We start from the raw sequence: 21,101 nt of genomic DNA on the forward strand, positions 1-21,101 counted from the left end.
AGAGTGGTGGAGCTGCCGGTGGTCAGGGTCGTGACGCGGATGTCGCTGCCTGCATCGAGGCTGGCGGACGTGCCGGCCCGGAGGTCGGCGGCACTGATCGTCGTGCCCGCCGTCAGGTCGATAAACGCGCCGGCATTAACGCTGGTGACGGTGATGCCCACCCCGGACGTGCTGGTGACGGAGCCGCCGGCAGCCAGGGTCGTCACCCCGATCGAACCGCCGGCATCCGCCGTCACCGAACCGTCTGCACCAACATCGTCGGCATTGATGCTGTCATGCGCGTCGAGGATGATATTGCCGCCGGCCGTGAGCGTCCCGAGATCGATCGAACCGCCCGTCGAGGTGAGCTTGGTGTCGCCCGTCCCCGTCATCGTCGTCGTCGCCATGTCGATCAGGCCACCCGAGCTGACCGTCATCGAGGTGCCGGCACCCGTCGTGCCGAACACCGTCGTCGTGCCTGCACTGCTGGTCAGCACCGTGCCGATGTCCAGCGTCGCGATATCGATCGCTCCGTCGGCAACCAGAGTGGCGGAGTTGCCAGTGGTCAGAGTGGCGATGTCGATCGCATCGCCGGCGGCAAGCATCGCGGAGCTGCCGGTGGTCAAGGTAGTGACGAGGATGTCGCTGCCTGCATCGAGGTCGGCGGACGTGCCTGCGTCGAGAGAGGTGATGGCGATGCCCGCCCCGGACGTGCTGGTGACGGAGCTGCCAGCAGTCAGCGTCGCGATAGCAATCGCTCCATCGGCAAACAGAGTGGCGGAGCCGCCGGTGATCAGCGTAGTGACGCGGGTGTCGCTGCCTGTATCGAGGCTGGCGGACGTGCCGGCCCGGAGGTCGGCGGCACTGATCGTCGTGCCCGCCGTCAGGTCGATGAACGCGCCGGCATTAACGCTGGTGACGGCGATATCGGCTCCAGCCGTGCCGGTGACGGAGCCGCCGGCAGCCAGGGTCGTCACGCCGATCGAACCGCCGGCATCCGCCGTCACCGAACCGTCTGCACCAACATCGTCGGCATTGATGCTGTCATGCGCGTCGAGGATGATATTGCCGCCGGCCGTGAGCGTCCCGAGATCGATCGAACCGCCCGTCGAGGTGAGCCTGGTGTCGCCCGCCCCCGCCATCGTCGTCGCCGCCATGTCGATCAGGCCACCCGAGCTGACCGTCATCGAGGTGCCGGCACCCGTCGTGCCGAACCTCGTCGTCGTGCCTGCACTGCTGGTCAGCACCGTGCCGATGTCGAGCGTCGCGATATCGATCGCTCCGTCGGCAAACAGAGTAGCGAAGTCCCCGGTGGTCAAGGTCGTAATGTCGACCGCACCGTCTGAGGCAAGCATCGCGGAGCTGCCGGTGGTCAAGGTAGTGACGAGGATGTCGCTGCCTGCATCGAGGTCGGCGGACGTGCCCGCATCGAGAGAGGTGACGGTGATGTCGGCTCCAGCCGTGCCGGTGACGGAGCCGCCGGCAGCCAGGGTCGTCACCCCGATCGAACCGCCGGCATCCGCCGTCACCGAACCGTCTGCACCAATATCGTCGGCATCGATGCCGTCATGCGCGTCGAGGATGGCATTGCCGCCGGCTGCAAACGTTCCGAGGTCGATCGAGCCGCCCGTCGAGGTCAGCCGCGTGTCGCCCGTCCCCGCCATCGTCGTCGTCGCCATGTCGATCAGGCCACCCGAAGTGACCGTCATCGACGTGCCGGCGCCCGTCGTACCGAACACCGTCGTCGTGCCTGCATTGCTGGTCAGCACCGTGCCGATGTCGAGCGTCCCGATATCGATCGCGCCATCGGCAGACAGAGTAGCGAAGCCCCCGGTGGTCAAGGTCGTAATGTCGACCGCACCGTCTGCGGCAAGCATCACGGAACCGCCGGTGGTCAAGGTAGTGACGAGGATGTCGCGGCCCGCATCGAGGTCGGCGGACGTGCCCGCATCGAGAGAGGTGACCGTAATGTCCGTTCCAGCCGTGCTGGTGACGGAGCTGCCAGCAGTCAGCGTCGCGATAGCAATCGCTCCATCGGCAAACAGAGTGGCGGAGCCGCCGGTGGTCAAGGTGGTGACGAGGATGCCCCTGCCCGCATCGAGATCGACCGAGGTGCCGGCCAGCATGTCGGCGGCACTGATCGTCGTGCCCGCCGTCAGGTCGATAAACGCGCCGGCATTAACGCTGGTGACGGTGATGCCCGTTCCGGACGTGCCGGTAACGGAGCCGCCGGCAGCCAGGGTCGTCACGCCGATCGAACCGCCGGCATCTGCCGTCACCGAACCATCGGCACCAATATCGTCCGCATCGATGTCGTCATGCGCGTCGAGGATGGCATTGCCGCCGGCTGCGAGCGTCCCGAGATCGATCGAGCCGCCCGTCGAGGTGAGTGTCGCGTTCGTACCGGAGACCACCGAGGCGAGGTCAAGCAGGCCGGCGGCGGTGACGTTCACGGCGCCGATGGCGGAGGCAAGCGTCGTCGATTTCAGCGTGCCTTCGGTGCGCAGGACAAGGTTGCCGGTGCTGACCGTCGCATTCAGCCAGCCCGTCGAGACGTCGAGATCGATGCCGGCACCGGCCGACAGGTTCACGCCGGCGGCGGCCGCGGCCAGAAGGTCGGCGACATCGTCGCCATTGCCGAGGATCGATCCCGTCGCACCGGTGGTCACCCTTATGACCGGCACGGTGGCATTGCCCGTCGCAGTCGAGCGGATCTGGCCGATCACGGCATTGCCGGTGGTCAGGACGTCGACCGTGCCTCCCGCAAGGATACGCGAGCCGGCGCCCATGCCGAGGGAACCCGCCGTGACGTTGATGTCGCCATTGGCGGCCTTCGCCTCCACGGCCTCGTCGTCGTCCTCGTCCGCGAAGGAAAGCGCGCCGCTCGCGACCAGCGTCATGTCGTCGCCGGCGGTCACGGAACGTTTGAGTGTCAATGCACCGCCGGTGGAATTCAGCACCAGGTCGCCACCGGCGCCCAGCGTGCCGAAACCGCCCGCCTTGCCGACCGTCAGGCCGGTGGTCGGCGACAGGATGGTGATGTCGCCGGCGGCGTAACCCGTCACAGCGCCGGTGATCGCCACCTGCAGCGGCTGGAACGTGCCGTTGCGGAAGCTGATCGAACCGCCGGCGCGAAGATCCAGCGTCGAACCGAGGATGTGCGGCACGGTGCGGTCGGTGAACTGCGCCTGGGCATAAATGCTGCCGCTCGCGGCGAGCTGGACATTGGCCTGGTCGCCGCTGCCGCCGGCGATATTGCCGAGGATGAGATCGCCCGTCGTCTGGCGGATATAGATGCCCTGGGCCGCCTGTGCGAGGTTCAGCGTGCCGGTATCGCTGCCGGTGAGCGCGATCAGCAGGGCATTGCTGTTTTGTGCCGGATCGCTGCCCGCGGCACCCGGCCTGCCGATGCTGCCCGTCTCGGAGATGATCGTCAGATTGGCGATCTCGCCGGAGATGGCGACCTGGCCGGCAACGCCGCCGACGACATTGCCGACCGCTTCCAGCCGCACCGTGCCGCCCGGCGCGGTCGTCACGCCCTGCGCATAGGAGGCTGCCAGGGCGCCGCCCGGGAACATGCCCTGCGGAACGCCGCCGAGCTTCAGCTCGGAGGCGCTGGCCAGATAGATCTCGGACTTCGCTTTGGCGGCAACTGTGCCGAGCGCGCTTGCGACGAAAAGGTCCCGCTGGGTGAGCGTGACCGTATATTCGACTGCGCCCCCTGCCAGCGCCCGTTGATCGACCTTCAATTCGCCGGGACCGGCAGCGGCGATCGCCGCGCGGTCGACCTCGGACAGGGCGCCGAGATTGTCGCTGCGGAATACGATGGTGCGCGGCGGCGCCAGGCTGCCGATCGAGCCGTTCGGCGTATAAAGCATGATCTGGCGTGCATCGACGTTTTCCGGCAGCCGCCCGATCGTCGGCATCGGCGTGTTGGAAGCCGGGTTTGCGGCAGCGTCGATCGTGTAGGTCAGCTGGTCGCGGGTCCAGCTCGCGCCGGATGTCAGGCTTGCGTAAAGTTCCGTATTTTCCGCAAGCTGGTAGCTGAAGCCCTGGGTATAGCCTCCCAGCGCCGTCGTCAGCGCCGAGGTGGTCGGCAGAACCCTGAAATTCTCAAGCTGATCGTCCGGCAGTTCGAGCCTGTAGCCGCCGGCAGTGATACCGAGCAGCGGCCGGATCGCCGCGTAGCGACGCACGACCTCGGTCCGCACTTCGGCATCGGTGATCGTGTTGGCGGGGACACCGCGGATGGCGGCGAGCTCGGCCTTGATCGTCGCGCTGCCCTGCGCGCTGATCGAATAGTTTTCGCCATCGGCGCCGACATATCCGAGCGCACGCAGGTTCCAGTAGGCTTCGTAGGTATCGTTGATGGTCTCGTCGAGGCCGAGCAGCGAGCGCGCGATAGCGAAGCGGCGCCGGGCCTCCTCTTCCACCAGCTCGTCGCCGATATCTTCCGGCTCCTCGCCGCTCGCAGCGGCGATCTGGGCCTTCAGCGCGGTGCGCCCCGCATCGGTCAATGCATAGGTCGCGCCGTCGGCGAAGGCCACCGTGCGGAGCTGCCAGTAGTCCTCATAGGCGCGGTTGATCATCGCCTCGTAGCCGTGCACCGCGGCACTGCCCGCAAAGACGTCGGTATTCGCGTTGCCGTCCGCGCCGACGGTACCGTCCTGCGTCGCTTCGCGCAACAGGTCGAGCGAGCCCCAGACATTCTCGAGGCGTTGGCTTTCCGCAGCCGAAATACCGGTGCGGCTGGCGCCGGCGACGATGTTCGCAGCACGCCCGTCGGAAGCGGCGGCAGCCAGGAAGACCGCGCCGTTGGAGATGACCTTGCCGACGCGCAGATCGCCGCGAGACTGCACGATATAGGCACCGGTGGACGATGTGCTGTCCAGCACGCCGCCATCGACGCTGCCGTTCGAGAGGGCTATGCCGCTCGCCTGGATGACGATCGGATTGATGTTGGTGAGCGTCTGCTGGCCGTCGACCAGCGTCGTGCGGGCGCCGATCGCGCCGCTGGCGCTGTTGAGCGCCACGGATTTGCCGACGACGATGGGGGTCACGATATCATAAGGCACGCTCGAGTAGATGTCGCCCGTTGCCGATAGCGTGACATTGCCGGCGGTGAGCGCTTGGCCGTTCCTGCCATTCACCTTCACTGCAGCGACGTTCACGTCGCCGCGCGCGCTGATGTTGATGTCGCTGTTGACCGAGTTCGCGGTCAGCGTGCCGCCATAGACCTGGATCGCAAGCGCCTGGTCGGCGGTGCCGATGCCGCCTTCGCCGTAAAGCGTTATCGAGCGTCCGCTGACGCTGCCTTCGCGGCTGGCCGTGATGGCGGAGCTTGTGCCGGTGGTGCGGATGTTGGTCGAGCCGTTGTAGTTGGTGATCGCGTCGTTGATCTTCACGCTCGCGTTCGAATCGATCGAAACGACACCGGTCGAACCGCCGATGAACTGGATGTTGATCGGGTTCGATGCCCTGACCGTGTTGGTCAGCCAGATCGTCGCCCTGTTATAGACATGCTGTTCCCAGTTGCCTTCGAAGTCCGTGCCGTAGGCGCTGTCCACCCAGGTGTTGATGGTCTGGTAGCTTGCCTCGCCTGTCACGACCTCCCGGAAATTGCTGTCCTGGGTACCGGAGATCACCGAGCGGGAAACCAGCTGATAGGGGTCGCCGCCACGCTCCCAGACCCAGTCGGAGATGATGTCGGCATTGACGGAATCCGCACGGACCGCGGTTGCCGATTCCACCCATTGATAGAGCAGGTTCTGCTGCGGGTCGTAGGTCGTCGTCGTGCCGTTGACCGTCCACCTGTTGTTCGCACTGCGGTAGTCGGTGTTGTTGGAGCCGTTGGTCTGCTGGTAGACGGTCAGCGGCGTGGTCGGATTGCTGACGTCATAGACGTACCACGTGCGGATCGGCGCGCCGTTCGCCCGCTTGAACTGGTCGACGATCTCCACCGTGCTCGTGGTGCTGACGCCGGTATTGATCGTGTTGGTGACCAGCCCCGTGCCGGTGGTGTTGACGATGTTGACGGTCGCATATCCGCCGTTGACCCGGATCAAGCCCTGGTTTTCCCCGGCCCGGGTCGATGTCGAGATGATGCCGCCGTTCAAATAAACGCGGCCGCCGGCACCCTGCACGACGTTCTGAAGCTCGATACGGTCGTTACTCACGTCGTAATAGGCCCGGATCGTGCTGTCGCCGCCGTAGCTGGAGACCGGCAGCTCGATGAAACGACCGGCATTGGCCGCGCGCGCGGCCGGATTGTCCCTGTAGGAGGCAATCACGCTCTTTGCAGCATCGCCGAGATTGACGGAATAGGAGTTGGAAAAACCGCTCTGGATCGTCCCGTTGACGTTGATGATGCCGGCGGTGATGATGATCGAGCCGCCGATGATCTGCGGAACCGACGACGGCGGCGCGCTTGCATTGTCCGCCCGGTAGAGCAGGCCTTGCCGCTGAATGACGTCGAACCTCGCCCAGCCGAACGGACCCGAACTGTCGTCTCCGGAATAGGCTTCGCCGCGATACCAGCCCTCGTCCCAATACGACCGCTCGCCGGTCTGCGTGGGTTGCACGGCGATGTCATCGCGATACATCTTGAACCAGATGTCCGATACGAGCGCGGAAGGCGTGCTCGGCCCGCCTGGAATGGTGCCGAAATACTGACGGACGATCGTGCGGGCGGTGAACTGCGCGTTGTTCGCCGCCTGGCCGTTCAGCAGCGTGTTGGCCTGCGGCTCCAGATAGGTGGCCACGGCAGCCACCGCATCGGCCACGTTCGTCGGACGATACTGGTTGTTGGGCCCGCGCCACTGGGCCATGACGTCGTTGTTGGTCTCGTAGATCGTCCCCGCACCCCAGTTCACGGACAGGTTGCCGCGCGGAACCTGCATGTCGATCGTGGCGGCCTCGAACGAGTTGCCGAGAATGGTCACGTTGCCGACGGCGTTGCGCACCGTCACGACGCCGTTGAAGTTCGAAACGCCGCCAAGGAAATAGATGTCCGGCGTCACCGTCGGAATGATCGGGTTGCCCAGGTGATCCCTGTCGTCCCAGATGCTGCGGATGCTGATTTCGGGTTTTGCGGGATTCGTGTCGGTGGACACGATAATGCCGGCCGCGCTGCTGGCTCCGCCCGTAAAGTCGACGCGGCCGCCCTCATTGGTCGTCAACAGCAGCTTGTTCAGCAGCACATAGTTGAGGCTGCTGTTGACGACATCGATGCGGGGCGCACCCTTCGCGGTGATTCTTGCCGAACCGGACAAGGTATCGGCATTGATCGTCACGCTGCCCGCCGACGCCCACATCGAGCCGATGGCGACGCTGCCGACCTGCCTGTCTGGTATGCCGCCGGCATAGATCTGGTTGACGAAGGCTTCCGTCTGACGCCGGTTGTCATCGCTGACGGTGACGCCATACAACATGTCGTTACGGGTCTGGAGCCGCCACCGGACCGTGCCCTCGTCGAGGCCGGTCAACCGCATGATGTTCGACACGATATCGGCATAAGGATTGTAGGTGTTGGCGATGTCGTAGTTCAACCTGCGTTGGTTGTACGTGAAATAGGTTGTCGCCACATCTGCCGCGGCCACTTCCGTGAACTGGAAGTCGAAGTCCTGGTCCGCCAGCGTCACCCTGCCGTCGCGGTCGATGGTGATCTGCTGCTTGTTGTTGATGCCGGCATAGACCGTACCGTTCAGCGTCACCGCGGAGCTAACGGTCCGCATGCTGTTGTCGTCCGATTTCGTCGTATTGAACAATGCCAGATAGGGGTTGTGGTTGGTGCCGCGACCCTCCGCCGACACCGTGCCGTAATAGGCACCCACTCGGATGTCCTGTCCGGCCAGGAGCTTTCCGCCGGTTCCCATCGTCAAGCTGACCAGATTTCTCGCTTCCGCATTGCCGCGATAGGACGCGGATATGGGAATCAGCGCATAATTGTAGACTTCGGTCGTCGCCCTTGCCGAGATGAGGCTCGCATAGAAGCCATTGCCGCTCTGGCCCGCCGTTACGGTCAGATCGCCATAGGCCTCGAGCGTAACATTGTTTTCCAGCTTGACGTTCTGCTCGACATTGATGACGGAATTGGACGAAGCCCCTGCCCCGGTCACTATGCCGTACAGAGACGCATTGGCGTTGTTGTTCGACATGTTGACCGAGGCCGTGCCGACCTGCAGCCCGCCGACGCTGAACAGATGCGCATTCGCGCCGATGTTCACCTCGTTCTTGATCGTGGCGAGAAGCTTGGACTCGCCGCCGCCGCCGGAATAATAGCCGCCGGAATCGACCCTGATGGTATCGCCCGCAATGAGCTGGTTGAAGGCTTCTATATCGATCTTGCCGGTCGCGGTCGTCGGATCGCCGTTCAGGCTGATGACGGTGGACTCGCCGATATTCACCGTCGTCGTGTTGTTGACCTTCGTATCGCTCAGCGATGCGGCGCCGGAGACCACGCCGCCCGACGCGGTGCGGGCGCCGCCGCCATCCTGGCCGGTCATCGACGTGGCGGTGATGAACACGCTGTCGCGCGAATGGATGATCATGTCGGCAGCGATGTTCGCGGTTACGGTGGAATTGACCACGTTTCGCGAATCCGCCCCACTGGCGCCGAAGGCAGACGCCTGGAAGGAGTCGGCATTACCGCGGAAGACCGAATCGTGCCGCGCTTCGACCGCCATGCCGCCGACGTAAAGCGTATATCCGGCGGCGGACTTGATTTCCGCAACGGTCGTGCTGGTGTCGCTGGTGCGGGCGATCGCCGCAGAGCCGGCGACCACGCCGCCGGAACCGGCAGTGCTGTCCGCACGGTTTTCGCTCGTGCCGGACGCATTGACGGTCAATGCGCCGGTACGGTTGGAGAGCGTGATCGCGCCGTCGCCGAGCCATGCCTTGCTCCAGCCGCTCGATGACGATTCGGAACGGGTGGCGCCGGCGCCGACGAAGCCGACCGCAATACCGGTCGAAATGGATTTCTGACGGCTGTTGTTGACGGCCGCGATCGAGACGTCGCCGTTCGGCATCCTCAGCCCGGTGCCGGTATAGGCCTCGACCTTGCTGGAGCTCATGGAATTGGCGATCGTGGCATTGGCGCCGACCAGACCGCCGCCGGTGCCGGCGACTGCGCGCGACCAGGCGGTATCGCCCGAGCTCGGCGCGACCGCCGAGGCCACGATGTTGAGGCCGCCACCGGCGACGGTGACGCCATTGCCGGCAAAGGCCTTGACGACGGCGCTCGAAAGGGATTCGGCCATCGAGACGCCAAGCGCCACGCCATGGCTTACGGTCACGCCGATCGCCTCCGATGTCAGCTTCGGAACGGCCGTCGCCATCACCTCGACCGAGACGGCCGAGACGGAGGCACCGTTGCCTATGCTGGCGGTTACCTGTTCGGTGCCGACGGACCTCGCAATGGCGCCACCGAGCGCAACGCCCATGCCGCCCGCGCCGGCGACCGCCTTCGAATAAAGCGCGCCGCCCGTGCCGGCATTGAGCGAGACCTCGCCCCAGTTGGTGGCAACGCCGCCTGCCACCAGCGTGGTTTCGACCTTGCTCGACTTGCGTGAATCGGCGATCGAAGCGCCGATGGCGATCCCGCCCGCGGCCGTCGCGCCGATAGCCTCGGATTCCTGCGTGGTCGTGTCCATCGCGTTGGCGAATACGGTCGTCGTGCTGCCGCGTCCGGTCAGCGTACCGCCAAGCGTCGCCGTGACATTGTTGTTCGCCTTCGATACCGCAGCCGCCGCGCCGACAGCGGCTGCCATGCCGCCCGCGCCGGCATAGGCTTCGCTGCGCGCTGCCGGGCCATCGCCGGAATTCCGGGCCGTCGCGTTGGCGACGATGGCGTTGGCGGTCACGTTGCCGGCCACATAGGCTGCGACCGTGGCATTGCTTTCCGTATAGCTCAGGGCCGCGCCGCCGGCATTGGCAAACACGCCGACGCCGATGCCGGTCGACATGTTGGTCGCCGAAACGCTGCTGATCGCATCGATCGCCACGCTTCCGACAGCCACCACACCGCCGTCGATGCCGGCATAGACGCCTTCGGACGCATTCGAAGCCGCGTTCGTGACGCTGAAACTGCTGCGCGCGCTGATCTGGCTGCCCACCATGTCGCGGTATTTCGTATCCGCATTGGCCTGGATCACGCGGGTCAGGGCGTTGTAGCGCGCCGCCCAGTAGTCCTGCACCTGCTGGTCCTTGGCAGGACCGCTCAGATCGATCCCGAGGGCTTCGGCAGCCGCCTGCCGGTAGGTCTTGCCGTTGGCGTAAACCGCATCGACGCTGGTGAGCGCGAAGGTCGAGGACGACGTCTTTGCGCCCGACAGGGTCGTGAACAACGTGGCATCGTCGGTCGAAAGCATGCTCGAAGCCAGCGAGCCGAGATTGGCCGCGTCGATGACGAGACGCCCGCCGTCAACCGTGCCCTTGGCCAGCAAGGCCGTGTAGTCGGCATCGGCGCTGGCGCGGATAGCGGCGACGAAGCCCTCATAACGCGCTTCGAGATAGGAGCGGATCTGCGCGTCCGTCGGCGTGCCGGACAGTCCGAGCGCAGTGCGCGCCTCGGCGGCATATTGCGCCAGGACGCCGGCCTTCGGCGTAAAATTGATGCCGCTCGAATCGTTTGCGGCGACCAGGGCCGCGAATGCCGTCTGCTCGGTGCCGTTCAGCGCCTTCGACGAATAGGAAAGCAGCTGGTCGTCGGCCAGCACGTAGGCGGCACGATCGCGCGTAAGCGCGGCGAAGTCGTTGATCGCGGCCGTCTGCTGCGCGCTCGAAAGCTGCGGATTGGGCACGTAGGTGCCGTCGTTGCGGAAGCTGCCGCCCTGCAGCAGTTCGACATAACGCGCCCTCGCCCAGGCCTGCACCTGCGCATCGCTCGGGGACGAGATGCCGGCGGCCACGGCGCGGCTGCGCCAGGTCGCGATGTCGTCCAAGGCGAGCACGAAATCCTGGCCGCCGGCGCTGACGTCGTTGAGGTTGGCAAGCGTGCCGTCGCCACCCTTGTTGAGCTCGGCCATCGCGTCGGCCGCCGTGGCGCCGCCGGCGATGACGACGCCGACCGCCGCACCGACGCCGCCACCCAGGCCGCCGCCGATGGTGATCGTCTTGGCATCGATGGTCTTGTCGGTGGTGGCGGAGATGTCGAAGACGCCGGGAGCGCTGATATTGCCGCCGGACGAACCCGCCAGCACCTTGCTGGTCAGAACGACGACGTTCGCAGCCGCGCCGAAGCCGGCGCCGACGATCGCCACCCCGCCGCCGCCGGTCGTCGGCGTGACGTCCACATCCTCATGCGCGGACAGGCTGATGCCGACAGGAACGTCGTTGACGGTCGCGTCGGAAGCAATGTTGATCGTGGCGTCGCGCAGCATCGCCTGCGTGTCGTTGCCGACCACGGTAACGAGCGCCATGCCGGCGATCGGGGTGCCGACGACACCGCCGGCGAACCCGTAGGCATGCGACGTGAAGACGTTGTGGCTGGCGGAAGAAACCCCGAGATTGCCGTTGAGGTTGAGCACGGTCGAGACGCCGGCCGCGCCGATGCGCGCGACCGTCGTGTTCTTGCTGACGCCGATGACCGCCGCGCCGGCATAGCCGCCGAAGAGGCCGCCCGCCCCAGCGCCGGCCGCCGCGAAATAACCGTTGGTGCTGTCGGCAACGACATCCGTCGAACCCGCGCGCAACGTGCCGCCCTCGATCGCCGCCTCCGTGTCGGCGTTGAAGACGGTGACGATCGCCGAACCGCTGGCGCCGCCGATGAGGCCGGCCGCAAGCCCGATCGAAATATCCGATGCGGACTGGGAGGCGTAAGCCTGGACCTTCACGTTGCCCGGTTGCGCCGGCATGCTGGTCGAACCGATGGTCGCATTGGAGATCCGCGCATCGGTCGACCGTTTCATCGTGGTGGCGACGCTCGTCGCCGCACCGGCCATGGCCGAGGCGCTTCCGGCGCCGCCCAATGCGAAATTTCCGGAGAAGCTGTGCGAGCTTGCCGAAACGAGAATGTCCGACGTCGTGTTGAGGCGCGTTCCGGCCGAGGAGCGGTCGATCGCCGCGACGGTGCTTCCACCGACGACGGTGGTGACCGGAAGGATCGCGGCAGCCGGCCCCGCACCCGCGAGGCCGACCGTCACGGCAATCCCGGTCACGGTCTGCGTGGAGCTGGCGAGCACCGCAAGGCCGGAGACGAATCTTGTCTGCTGCGTGAAGTCCGGCGTGCCGAAGCGCATGTTCTGCACGTCACCCGGCTCAAGTGCTTCGACGAGCGCACCCGCCTGGAGCAGCTGGTCGGCTCCGTTGCCGTTGGCATCGACCGTGCTGTCGGCGATACGAGCCTCGGTATCGCCGCCGATCTCGTTGACTACGACCGAAAGGCCGACGCCCGCACCGCCCAGTCCGACGGCGACAGCGCCGGCGACGACCGAGATGCGGCCGGAATTGTGGGCGTCGATGACGACGTTGTTGCCGGCATCGATATCCGACGAGCCGCTCACCAATGCGCGCACGTCGGTGTCGATCTTGCTTGCGGCGGACGAACCCGCGAGCGCGCTGCTGCTGCCGCCGGCAACGCCCGCGGCGATCGTCAGGATATCGGCCTGAGAAGCGGACACCAGCGAAACGGAGCCGGACGTATCGATTTCCGCATTGCCGATCAATGCATCGACATCCATGCCGATCGAGTTGACCGCGATGCCGATACCGGCGGCGAGACCGGAAGACAGCGTCGCGGACGTCGCCGATCCGCGGATTACGACTGCGTCCTGCGCCTTGACCGCCAGACCGCCTGCCTCGATGGCCGTGCGGCGTCCGGACTTGCCGATCTCGGCGGAGATCGAGCTGTTCACCCGGTTGTCGACGATCGCGGCCTGGCCGGCGAAACCTCCGGTCGCGACACCCACGCCGACGCTGAGCGCCAGAATGCTCGTCGTATCCGTCGCCACCACGTTGACGCCGCCGCCCGCGTCGATGTCGGCTCCGGCAATCCGCGCGACATGGCGCTGATGCACCGAATTGCTGACGATGCTGGCGCCGATATTGTTGTCGCCGAACGAGATGTTGCCGGCGATCGCGACGATGGCCGCGCCCGCGGCGACTTCCGTCGCAGCACCGTTCTCGGCGTTCTGGTATTTGACGACGGCATAGTTGTTGGCGGCGGTATTCTCGCCGCGCGCCGTAGCACTCAGCAGTGCATTGAGGTCGTCGGCATCGGCCGTGCCGGACTTGACGTTGATATTGCCTGTCGCCTGGATCTCGTGGCCGGCTTCGTCGGTATCGATCGACGCAAGGATCGTGCCGCCGATGTCGTTGACGACGATCGCGCCGGAAAGGCCGTTGGTGGCCAGCAGCGATGCCGCGGCAGCACCGGAATAGATGCGGCTGGGGGCCGCGGCAACCACCGACACATCCTGATAATCCTGCACGGAGCTGTCGGTGATGGAGGCTTCCGCAGCGTAACCGTCGTCGTTGTCGCGGATGGTCGTATACGTGAGGCCGATGCCGGCTCCGGCCTTGCCGCCGATGCCCATCGAGCCGCCGCCGATGCTGACCTCGGTCTTGCGATAGGCATTGACGGCAAGCGCGCCACCGCCCGGGCCGTCGATGTCGGAACCGGAAACCAGACCCTGGACCGTGTCGGCGATCTCGGCGATCGAGACCGAGCCCGCCAGCGTCAGCAGGTCCGAACTGCCGCCGGCGCCGCTCAGGCCGACGGCGGATACCGTGTAACCGCCGCCCGTGAGAGCCTGGACGGCGACATTGCGCATGTCGGTGACATCGGAATCCGACAGGGATGCGATCGTCCTGTTGGAGCTTGCACCAAGCGCTATGGCGCCCGCCACGCCGGCCGAACCGCTCGATCCCAAACCGCCCAGCGATATCGCGGCCGATCCGCTGACGGAATAGATATTGCTGGTATTGATCGCCTCGACGCGCATGACGCCGGGCGAACTGGAATTGCGGCGCACAATATCGACGTTGTCGATCAGGCCCCTGGTATCGAGTTCATTGACGATGACCGACGACGAACCGGATATGGTGAGGTTGAATTTGGGCTGCGCGGATGACGTCGTCTGCGAGCCCATCAGCAGTTCGAGCGCCTTGGAAGGCGTTCCCGGAGGCGGAGCGGGAGCGGGCACCGGATCGGATACGGTCGCCGCGACGCTTGCGGCCACGACCGAACCGTTCGTCACCGCTCTCACCGTCATTTCATCGGTGGTCACCGAACCTTGCGTGTTTGCGGCAGCTCGCGTCTGCGGGCCTACGTCGTCACCGCCCTCGCCGTAATTGTCGCCGATATAGGCCGCCGTGTCGGTATCGATATCGACGATGGTGATCGCCGCACCGATCGAGGTGCCGGCTCCGCGCTGCAGCTGCCCGGATGCCGCATAGATTTCGAGCGTCTCCTCGGCCACCACGGAGACGAGGTTCGCCGTCACGTTCGCGGTATTGCTGATCGAGGAATGCGTTTTGTCATCGACCTGCACGACCGCCACCAGACCGCTGCCCGCAAGGCTCGAACCCGAGCCGTTGGACGGCGACATGGCCAGCATGAAGTTTTTCGACTTGGCATCGACCGAGAGCGTCGAGGCCGAGGTGACGTTTGCGGAATCGGCGATGCCGGCGACCGTCGCCACGTCGAACAGGATGGAACCGGCGGAGCCGCCAACGGCGCTGCCCCGGCTGGTATTGCCCGACAGGCCCCAGTTGCCCATCACGTTGAGCGATTCCAGATAGGTGTCGGCCAAAACGTCGACCGCGGTCTGGAAATCGAACTTGACGGCGTTGCCGCCGGAAGTTTCCGCCGCGCCGATCTTGTCGAGCTTGTCGACCTGCCACTGGCCGCCCGCACCCGTCGAGGTGACGGTAGCGCCGGTGCCGATCCAGGCCGTCGTTTCGCCAGAGAAATCGAAATGATTGTAGGAGCCGGCGAGCGACGCGGTATCCGATTCCGCCGTCGCCTTGGCGCCCGAGGTGATCAGGCCCGGATTGCTGACGAACGCTCCGACGAGATCTAGGAATACCTGCTCGAAGCTCTCCCAGTTCGACAGGAAGATGCCGGTCGGCACATAGGTATAGGCGTTGACCCCGACATTGCTGCCCTGGAGGGTGACGCTCTTGCCCGCCCAGGCGCGCGAATAGTGGTCGACGTCGAAGACCGAAACGGCGACGGCAGCGCCCACCGTCGCGCTGGTATTGCCGGGCTCCGGCTTCTCCGCGTTGGAATTCACGCCGCTTCCGGAATTGCTGACGATCTTGCGGCTTGCGAGATCGCTGACAACCGAGATATTGCCGCCAGCCTTGATGACCGGCGCGGCCGCTCCCGTATCGGCGCTGATCGAGGAATCGGCCGTGATCGAACCCGACGAAAGGGCCAGCGAACCGGCGGCCTTGAGAAAGTTGTTGGATCCAGGAACGGACGGCGTGCTCGAAAGCTTGCTGGCGATCAGGCTGGTGATACCGGCCACATTGGGCGTCGCGCCGCCGAGCAGGTTGCCCGTCGTGCCGGCGGCGGCCAGGAAGGTGCTGAACGCGGCGGTGCCCGTCGTCGTGGACGCTGCCGTGTCATGCGTCTTCACGTTGGAAATCGCCTGGACGGAGACGTCGCGGGCCGTGGTCGATGCGGTATTGTCGACATCCGCGCCGAGGCGGGCCACCGTGTTCGAATTGACGTCGCTGATGGCGATCGTGCCGCCGACGCTGGTCTGGCCGGTGCCGTAGACCTTGGCGTTGACGGAGAAGGCGTTGTCGCTGCGGGCCAGAACCGTCACGGCGCCGGTGCCGGTCAGTTTCGCACCGGTATGAACGGTGGCATTGGCATTGACGTCCGCCTCGCCGTAGGCCGCAGCACCCACGGCCGTGGCACCCGAAACCTGACCGACGAAGGGAATGCCGGAAATGACGGAGGACAGCGCGTTGAGGCGCGTATCCGTGACCGCACCGATGCCGAGGCTCGTCTTTGCGTTGATCTGCGCGTCGCTGGCGATATCGGTCACGGCGTCGGTATCCACCATGCCGATGACCGCGCTGGCGCTCATATGCGTGGTCGAACCGGTGCCGAAGCCGACGGCCTGGTCCACCGCCTCGCCGACGGCCAAGCTTTCGAGCTTGACGGTGTCGGCGGTGATATTGGTTCCGCCGTGGACCTTCAGATGCGCCGTTGCCGATGCGCTGACGAAGGCTGCGTCGATCCCGAGCGGGTTCAGCAGCGAGACCACGCCCTGGATGACACCGAAAGGATTGGCCGGGTCGTTGTAGTTCGCACGCGCGACCGCCCGCGACAGCACGTTGACCGTTGTCGCCTCGATTGTGCCATTGAGGTTGATCTCGGTCCTGGTGCCGGCATGCAGGCTGCCCACCTCATACTCGGCGATCGCATTGATCGTGACCGTCCTGCCGGTGATCTTGCCGCTGAAGTCGATGCGCGATTCGCGCTGGTTGTCGAGGCTGTCGAAGGTCGAATCGCCGAAGATGGCGACCGAGGTCGGAATCTGCGATGCACTGAGCGTCACGTCGCCGGCGGTATATTGCGCGCCAGTCGTCGGGTTGTTGACGCCAGCCAGGATCTGGGAATTGGCATCGAGCGTAACCCTCGGCGCGCTCAACGTGACATTGCCGGAGTTACCGGTCGAAACACCTTGCACATCCATCTGGCGCGTATCGATCTTGTAACCGCCGTTGACGGTGATCGATCCGGTCGCAGTCAACGAGTAGTTCGCGCCGTTGGTCAGCTGGCTGGCGAAATAGGTCGTGTCCGCCGCCCCCACATCGGCACCGATCACGACGTTTTCGGGATCGATTAGCAGCGTACCGGCCCGGCCGTTCTTCGCGCCGAGATCCAGATTGACCGTTGCAAGCTCCACGACCTTCTTCGCGGAAAGCTCCACGAAGCCGCCGTCGCCGGTCTCGCCGGCTGCGGCCTTTACGGTGAAACCGTTGGCTACATCAAGATTGCGGTCGGCGAAGACGATGATCCGCCCGCCCTCGCCGCCGACGCCGTTCGCCGAGAGTTCGGCGGTCGAGGCGAGCGCGATGTCGTTGGTCGCCAGAACGTTGATCGCACCGCCGGAGCGGCCGCCGGCGCCATCGGCCGAGACCTTGCCGTCGAGCCTCAGGTCGCCGGCCGAACGGATGTCCACCTTCGCGGCAGACAGCGCTGCAGGCCGACCGGATGCCGCAGCCGTCGTCGCGGCGATCTCCGTGCCGGCTTCGATGGCGACGCCGCGGCCGGAAAGGCCGACCGTGCCGCCGGCGTGAACCGAACCTTCGGCGACGATGGAACCCGCCACCGAAAGCTCGCCGGCCGACGTGATGGAAATCCTGCCGGCGGTGTCGCGGTTCACCGCGTCGAAAGCCGCGTTCAACGTTTCGGCATCGTTGGCGCGCAGGGCTTCGATACGGGCGGTCGGCAGCACCTTGAGCGCCGCGCCGGCCAAAATCTGGATGTCGCCGCCGCGCGATCCGCCGCCGGCGGAGAGCCTGCCGCCGACCTTGGCGGAACCGGCCGCGACGATCTGCAGCTTGCCGTTGCGCACGACGATCTGGCCGCCGTCGCGGCGGCCGTCGGTATTGACGGTCGCCTCGAACTGCTCCTTGTGGCGCTCCGGTCCGGAGACGGTCACCGACTGCGCCTTCAGCGCAACCCCGGTCTCGGTGTTGACGCGCCCCTTGATGACGATCGAGCCGTCCGGCGACAGCGGAATATCGCCGTTGACGATACGGGCGCCCATCGCCGCATTGATGCGGCCGGCGGAATCCAGCGTCTGTTCCAGGAACTCGCGCGTCGGCGTGTTCACTGTCAGGCTGCCGGCATTCACGACGCCCTTCTTGTTGACGATGAAGCCATAGGGATCGGCGAACACGACATTGCCGCCGATGCGGCCGTCCTTCATCGCGTTCAGCGTGCCGCCGACGACCACGGGCGCGTCGCGGACGATGTTGATGAGATGGCCGGCCGAGGTCGGGACGTGCAGGTTGACGGTATTGTTCTCGCCGACCTCGAAGCGGGAGAAGGAGTTGTAGGCGTTGCCGCCGGCCATCGTGCCGGTGGTGACGTCCGTCGTGGCGCCGTTCACGGAAAGGTTGGTCGCCGTTCGGCCGTCCGGAATGATGACATTGCCTGCGGGCCCCAGCGACTGGGCCTGGGCCGTCGTCGCGCCCGCCGCCAGGGGCAGCAGGGCCACGCCGCGGCGCAGCGCGCTGCTCCAACGCTTCAGCAATCCGACATCCACCACGCCCATGATCGTGTCCTTAGAACTTGCCCGCCGGGATCCGGAAGACGTCCGGGTTCTTTGCGTCGTCGATGTAGTAGAGCAGCAGCGCATTGGGGGTCAGGTTCCGCCGCGCGCCTTCACCGGCGAAGCCGCCCTGAAGCAGCAGCATCGTCGTGTTGCCGTCCTTGTCGGAACCGCGGAACATCAGGAGGCCGGCGTCCATCACCGCGCCGGTAACGATCGTCTCGGACACGTAGCCCTGCGCCGTGAAATAGCCCTGCAATATGGCGGCACTCGAATAGAGCGTTTCGGGCGTGAGCGCCTGATCCGTCTGCGGCGACCACAGCACCACAACCTGGATCAGCTTCTTCGATCTATAGCCGAAGACATAGGAAACGCCGGCGGTGCCCGCCCCTTCGAACAGATTGGGTACCAGCGCGTTGAGCACCCTCGTCTTCTCGGCGGTGTTCTCCTGCACCTGGATGCGATCGGCGATCTCCTTGCCGAAATCCTCCTGGATGGCTGCGCGCACTGCCGCTTCGTCCATGCCGAAATGGGCCGAACGGAAACCGCGGATATCGGCCGGCTGCACGACGGCGCCCGGAGGGGCACCTGGCGCGACACCGGCGGTCGCCGGTCTGGCGGCATCCTGGGTCGCCGGTTTGGCGGCATCGGATGCGGGCGCAGGCTTGGCGCTTTCGGCAGCCGGCGGCTTCATGTTCTCGGCCACCGGCGGCTTTGCCTGTGTCGGTTTGGTCGCGTCGGCAGGCGCCGGCTTGGCGCCCTGGGCTGCGGCGAAACTGCCGCTCGCGGCAAGCGAGATCGCGGCGGCGGCGGCAAGAAGAATATGTCTCCGGCTCATGCGTCGAGCCCCTTGCGCACGGCGTCGAACTTGGCGCTCAGCTTGCCGATCGCATCCATGCTGATGATCTGCGCGTAGATCGCCGGCACGAAACCTGCCTTGCGGAGCTTCTCGAATTCCTTCGCCGGCAAGGCGTTGAGCTTGTCCTCGTCGATCGCGAACAGGCCGTGCAGCGAGACCGTCGACCCTTGCGACTTGACGTCGACGGTGACCGACTTCAGCAGGCCCATGGCCTGGATCATGTCGGCGAACTCCTCCGAGCGGCGGCTCGCCTCATAATAGGCGTTCACGAAGCCGACCTGCTGGGCGAGATACGAGGTCTGCTCGTCTTCGGCGAAAAAGGGCTCGCCACGCTCCTCGTTCAGCCCCTCATAGGACTGGTCGATGCAGATGATCGGATCGGCCCCCTCGATATCACCCCGGATGAAGGGATAGCGGCGCAGGAAGGCGGGCACGTAGGAGCCGTCCCAGAGGCCTTCCGGCGTGACGAGCAGGTTCTGACCCGCGGTGAGCCCGACGACGAAGACCGCCGTCGGCCGCTGCTGCCCGGGCATGAACAGGATCGAAAGCTCGCGGCAGGCCGCCCGGAACTCGTCTACCACGGCGGGCACGAATTGTGTGCTTTCGGCGAAGCCGTAAGGCCGGCTCGGGCTCTCCAGACGCGCAAGCTTGTGCCTGGCGCGGTCGAGCGGAACGATGTCTCGATAGAAGAGTGGCGTCTCGTTAACCATTTTCTGCCTGCTGTTTCGGCATATGCGAACGCCGGCGCACCAGAGGTACGCCGTCCGCATTCTTGCCTGATTGACTGCTGTCCAAACCGGCCGTTGTGACCGGGCACCCTCCGGATCACTCACCCGGCGGCCCTGCAGCCGCGGAGCGATGATCGTTTTATGGGCATGAAGCTACAAACCACGCGACCGAGGGTCAATCTGGCGCCATTGACTATTATTGGGTGGATTTGCGAAGCGTTCGCAGATGATTAACGGCCGAAGCTGCGCTCGAAAGCCGCATCGATGACGGCCAGTTTGGCTGCGTTCGCCTTGATGATCTCGCGTACGAACCCGGCCGAGACCCACATGGCGGAATCGCCGCGCCTGCCCGACCAGCCAAGGCTTCCCATCGCCTCGGCCTCGTTCAACTTGCGAGCGAGATGGGTGCGGGAAAGTTTGAGCCACCCTGCCATGTCGGCGATCGAGCCGACCGAGGTCGGGTAGCGCCGGCCGTCATCGCTGATCTCGCCCAGTCCCGTTATGAGCCAGTCCATGATGACGCCGCCATTGTTGAGCCAGGTGAACAGCGAGAACGTATCCTGCGGCTGGCGGATGGAAGGATGGACGAGCAGGCCGTCGGCGATTTCCGGCTCCAGCCGGAAGATCGCTCCGTCCGACGCTAGAAAGACCTCCAGGCGACGCCCGCCATCGAGCTGGTCGAGCGTGTTGAGATGCGTCGCGGCCCAACCGATAATCCCTTCCAAGGCCATTTTCGAGATCGCCATCGGACGGGATCTGCGGTCGGAGGCCTCTTCGAGCAGCGTCATGTAGCCGTAATGGAGCATTTCCTTGGCAAACGCGTCGGCCGTGTTGCGGCTGGAGATCGAATGCTCCGCGACGAGAGCCAGAAAGCCCGAGAGCGTCATCATCGGCTTGCCGCCTGCCATGGAGCGGAACAGGAGGCCCATCGCTGCATGGGCAAGCAGCCAGCGCTGTTGCGTGGCGAAGACCGAGGACATGCGCGGGTTGGCGGCGTAGGCCTGCTGCATCGCCGCCGACTGCTGCTTGATCAGGGGCACGATCAGCGCGTGGTCCGCTATTTGCTGGGCCGTCATCGGCATCGGAGAGTCCACAAGATTCGGGCATGAACGGCAAGATTCGGCATGAACGGCAGTGTACGCAGGCGGGGATGCGGGCATGCGCAGCAGCAGTCAGGACAATAATTGATAATTGTAAATTACAATGCGTGCTTCTTATCGAGCAAGCCGAGACGACGCAAGACGGCCGTCGGCAGCCGGTTTATGCTCTTCTTTTTTCAACAATCCTTCGCTGCCC

At 65.4% G+C, this 21,101-nt stretch carries 4 protein-coding genes; all 4 read right to left on the bottom strand.

Annotation, left to right across the window (positions count from 1 at the left end; genetic code table 11):
- Positions 1-18,221, bottom strand: an 18,221-nt coding sequence (locus tag DMO26_RS19085; RefSeq protein WP_117193775.1) for a leukotoxin LktA family filamentous adhesin, incomplete at its 3' end; no start/stop codon positions are given.
- A 10-nt stretch (positions 18,222-18,231) separates the two neighbouring features.
- Positions 18,232-19,056, bottom strand: coding sequence for a hypothetical protein (locus DMO26_RS19090; RefSeq protein ID WP_117193776.1), 825 nt, complete (start codon positions 19,054-19,056; stop codon positions 18,232-18,234).
- Entirely contained in the window at positions 19,053-19,787 is a 735-nt protein-coding gene (locus DMO26_RS19095; RefSeq protein WP_162894975.1) for a SapC family protein, read from the bottom strand. The genes DMO26_RS19090 and DMO26_RS19095 overlap by 4 nt, the downstream gene beginning before the upstream one ends.
- A 248-nt stretch (positions 19,788-20,035) precedes the next feature.
- Positions 20,036-20,887 (bottom strand): hypothetical protein, encoded by an 852-nt coding sequence (locus DMO26_RS19100; RefSeq protein WP_117193778.1) that lies wholly within the window; start codon positions 20,885-20,887, stop codon positions 20,036-20,038.
- Positions 20,888-21,101: the final 214 nt, after the last annotated feature.

Source organism: Rhizobium terrae (genome assembly GCF_003425685.1).
Lineage (GTDB): Bacteria > Pseudomonadota > Alphaproteobacteria > Rhizobiales > Rhizobiaceae > Neorhizobium > Neorhizobium terrae.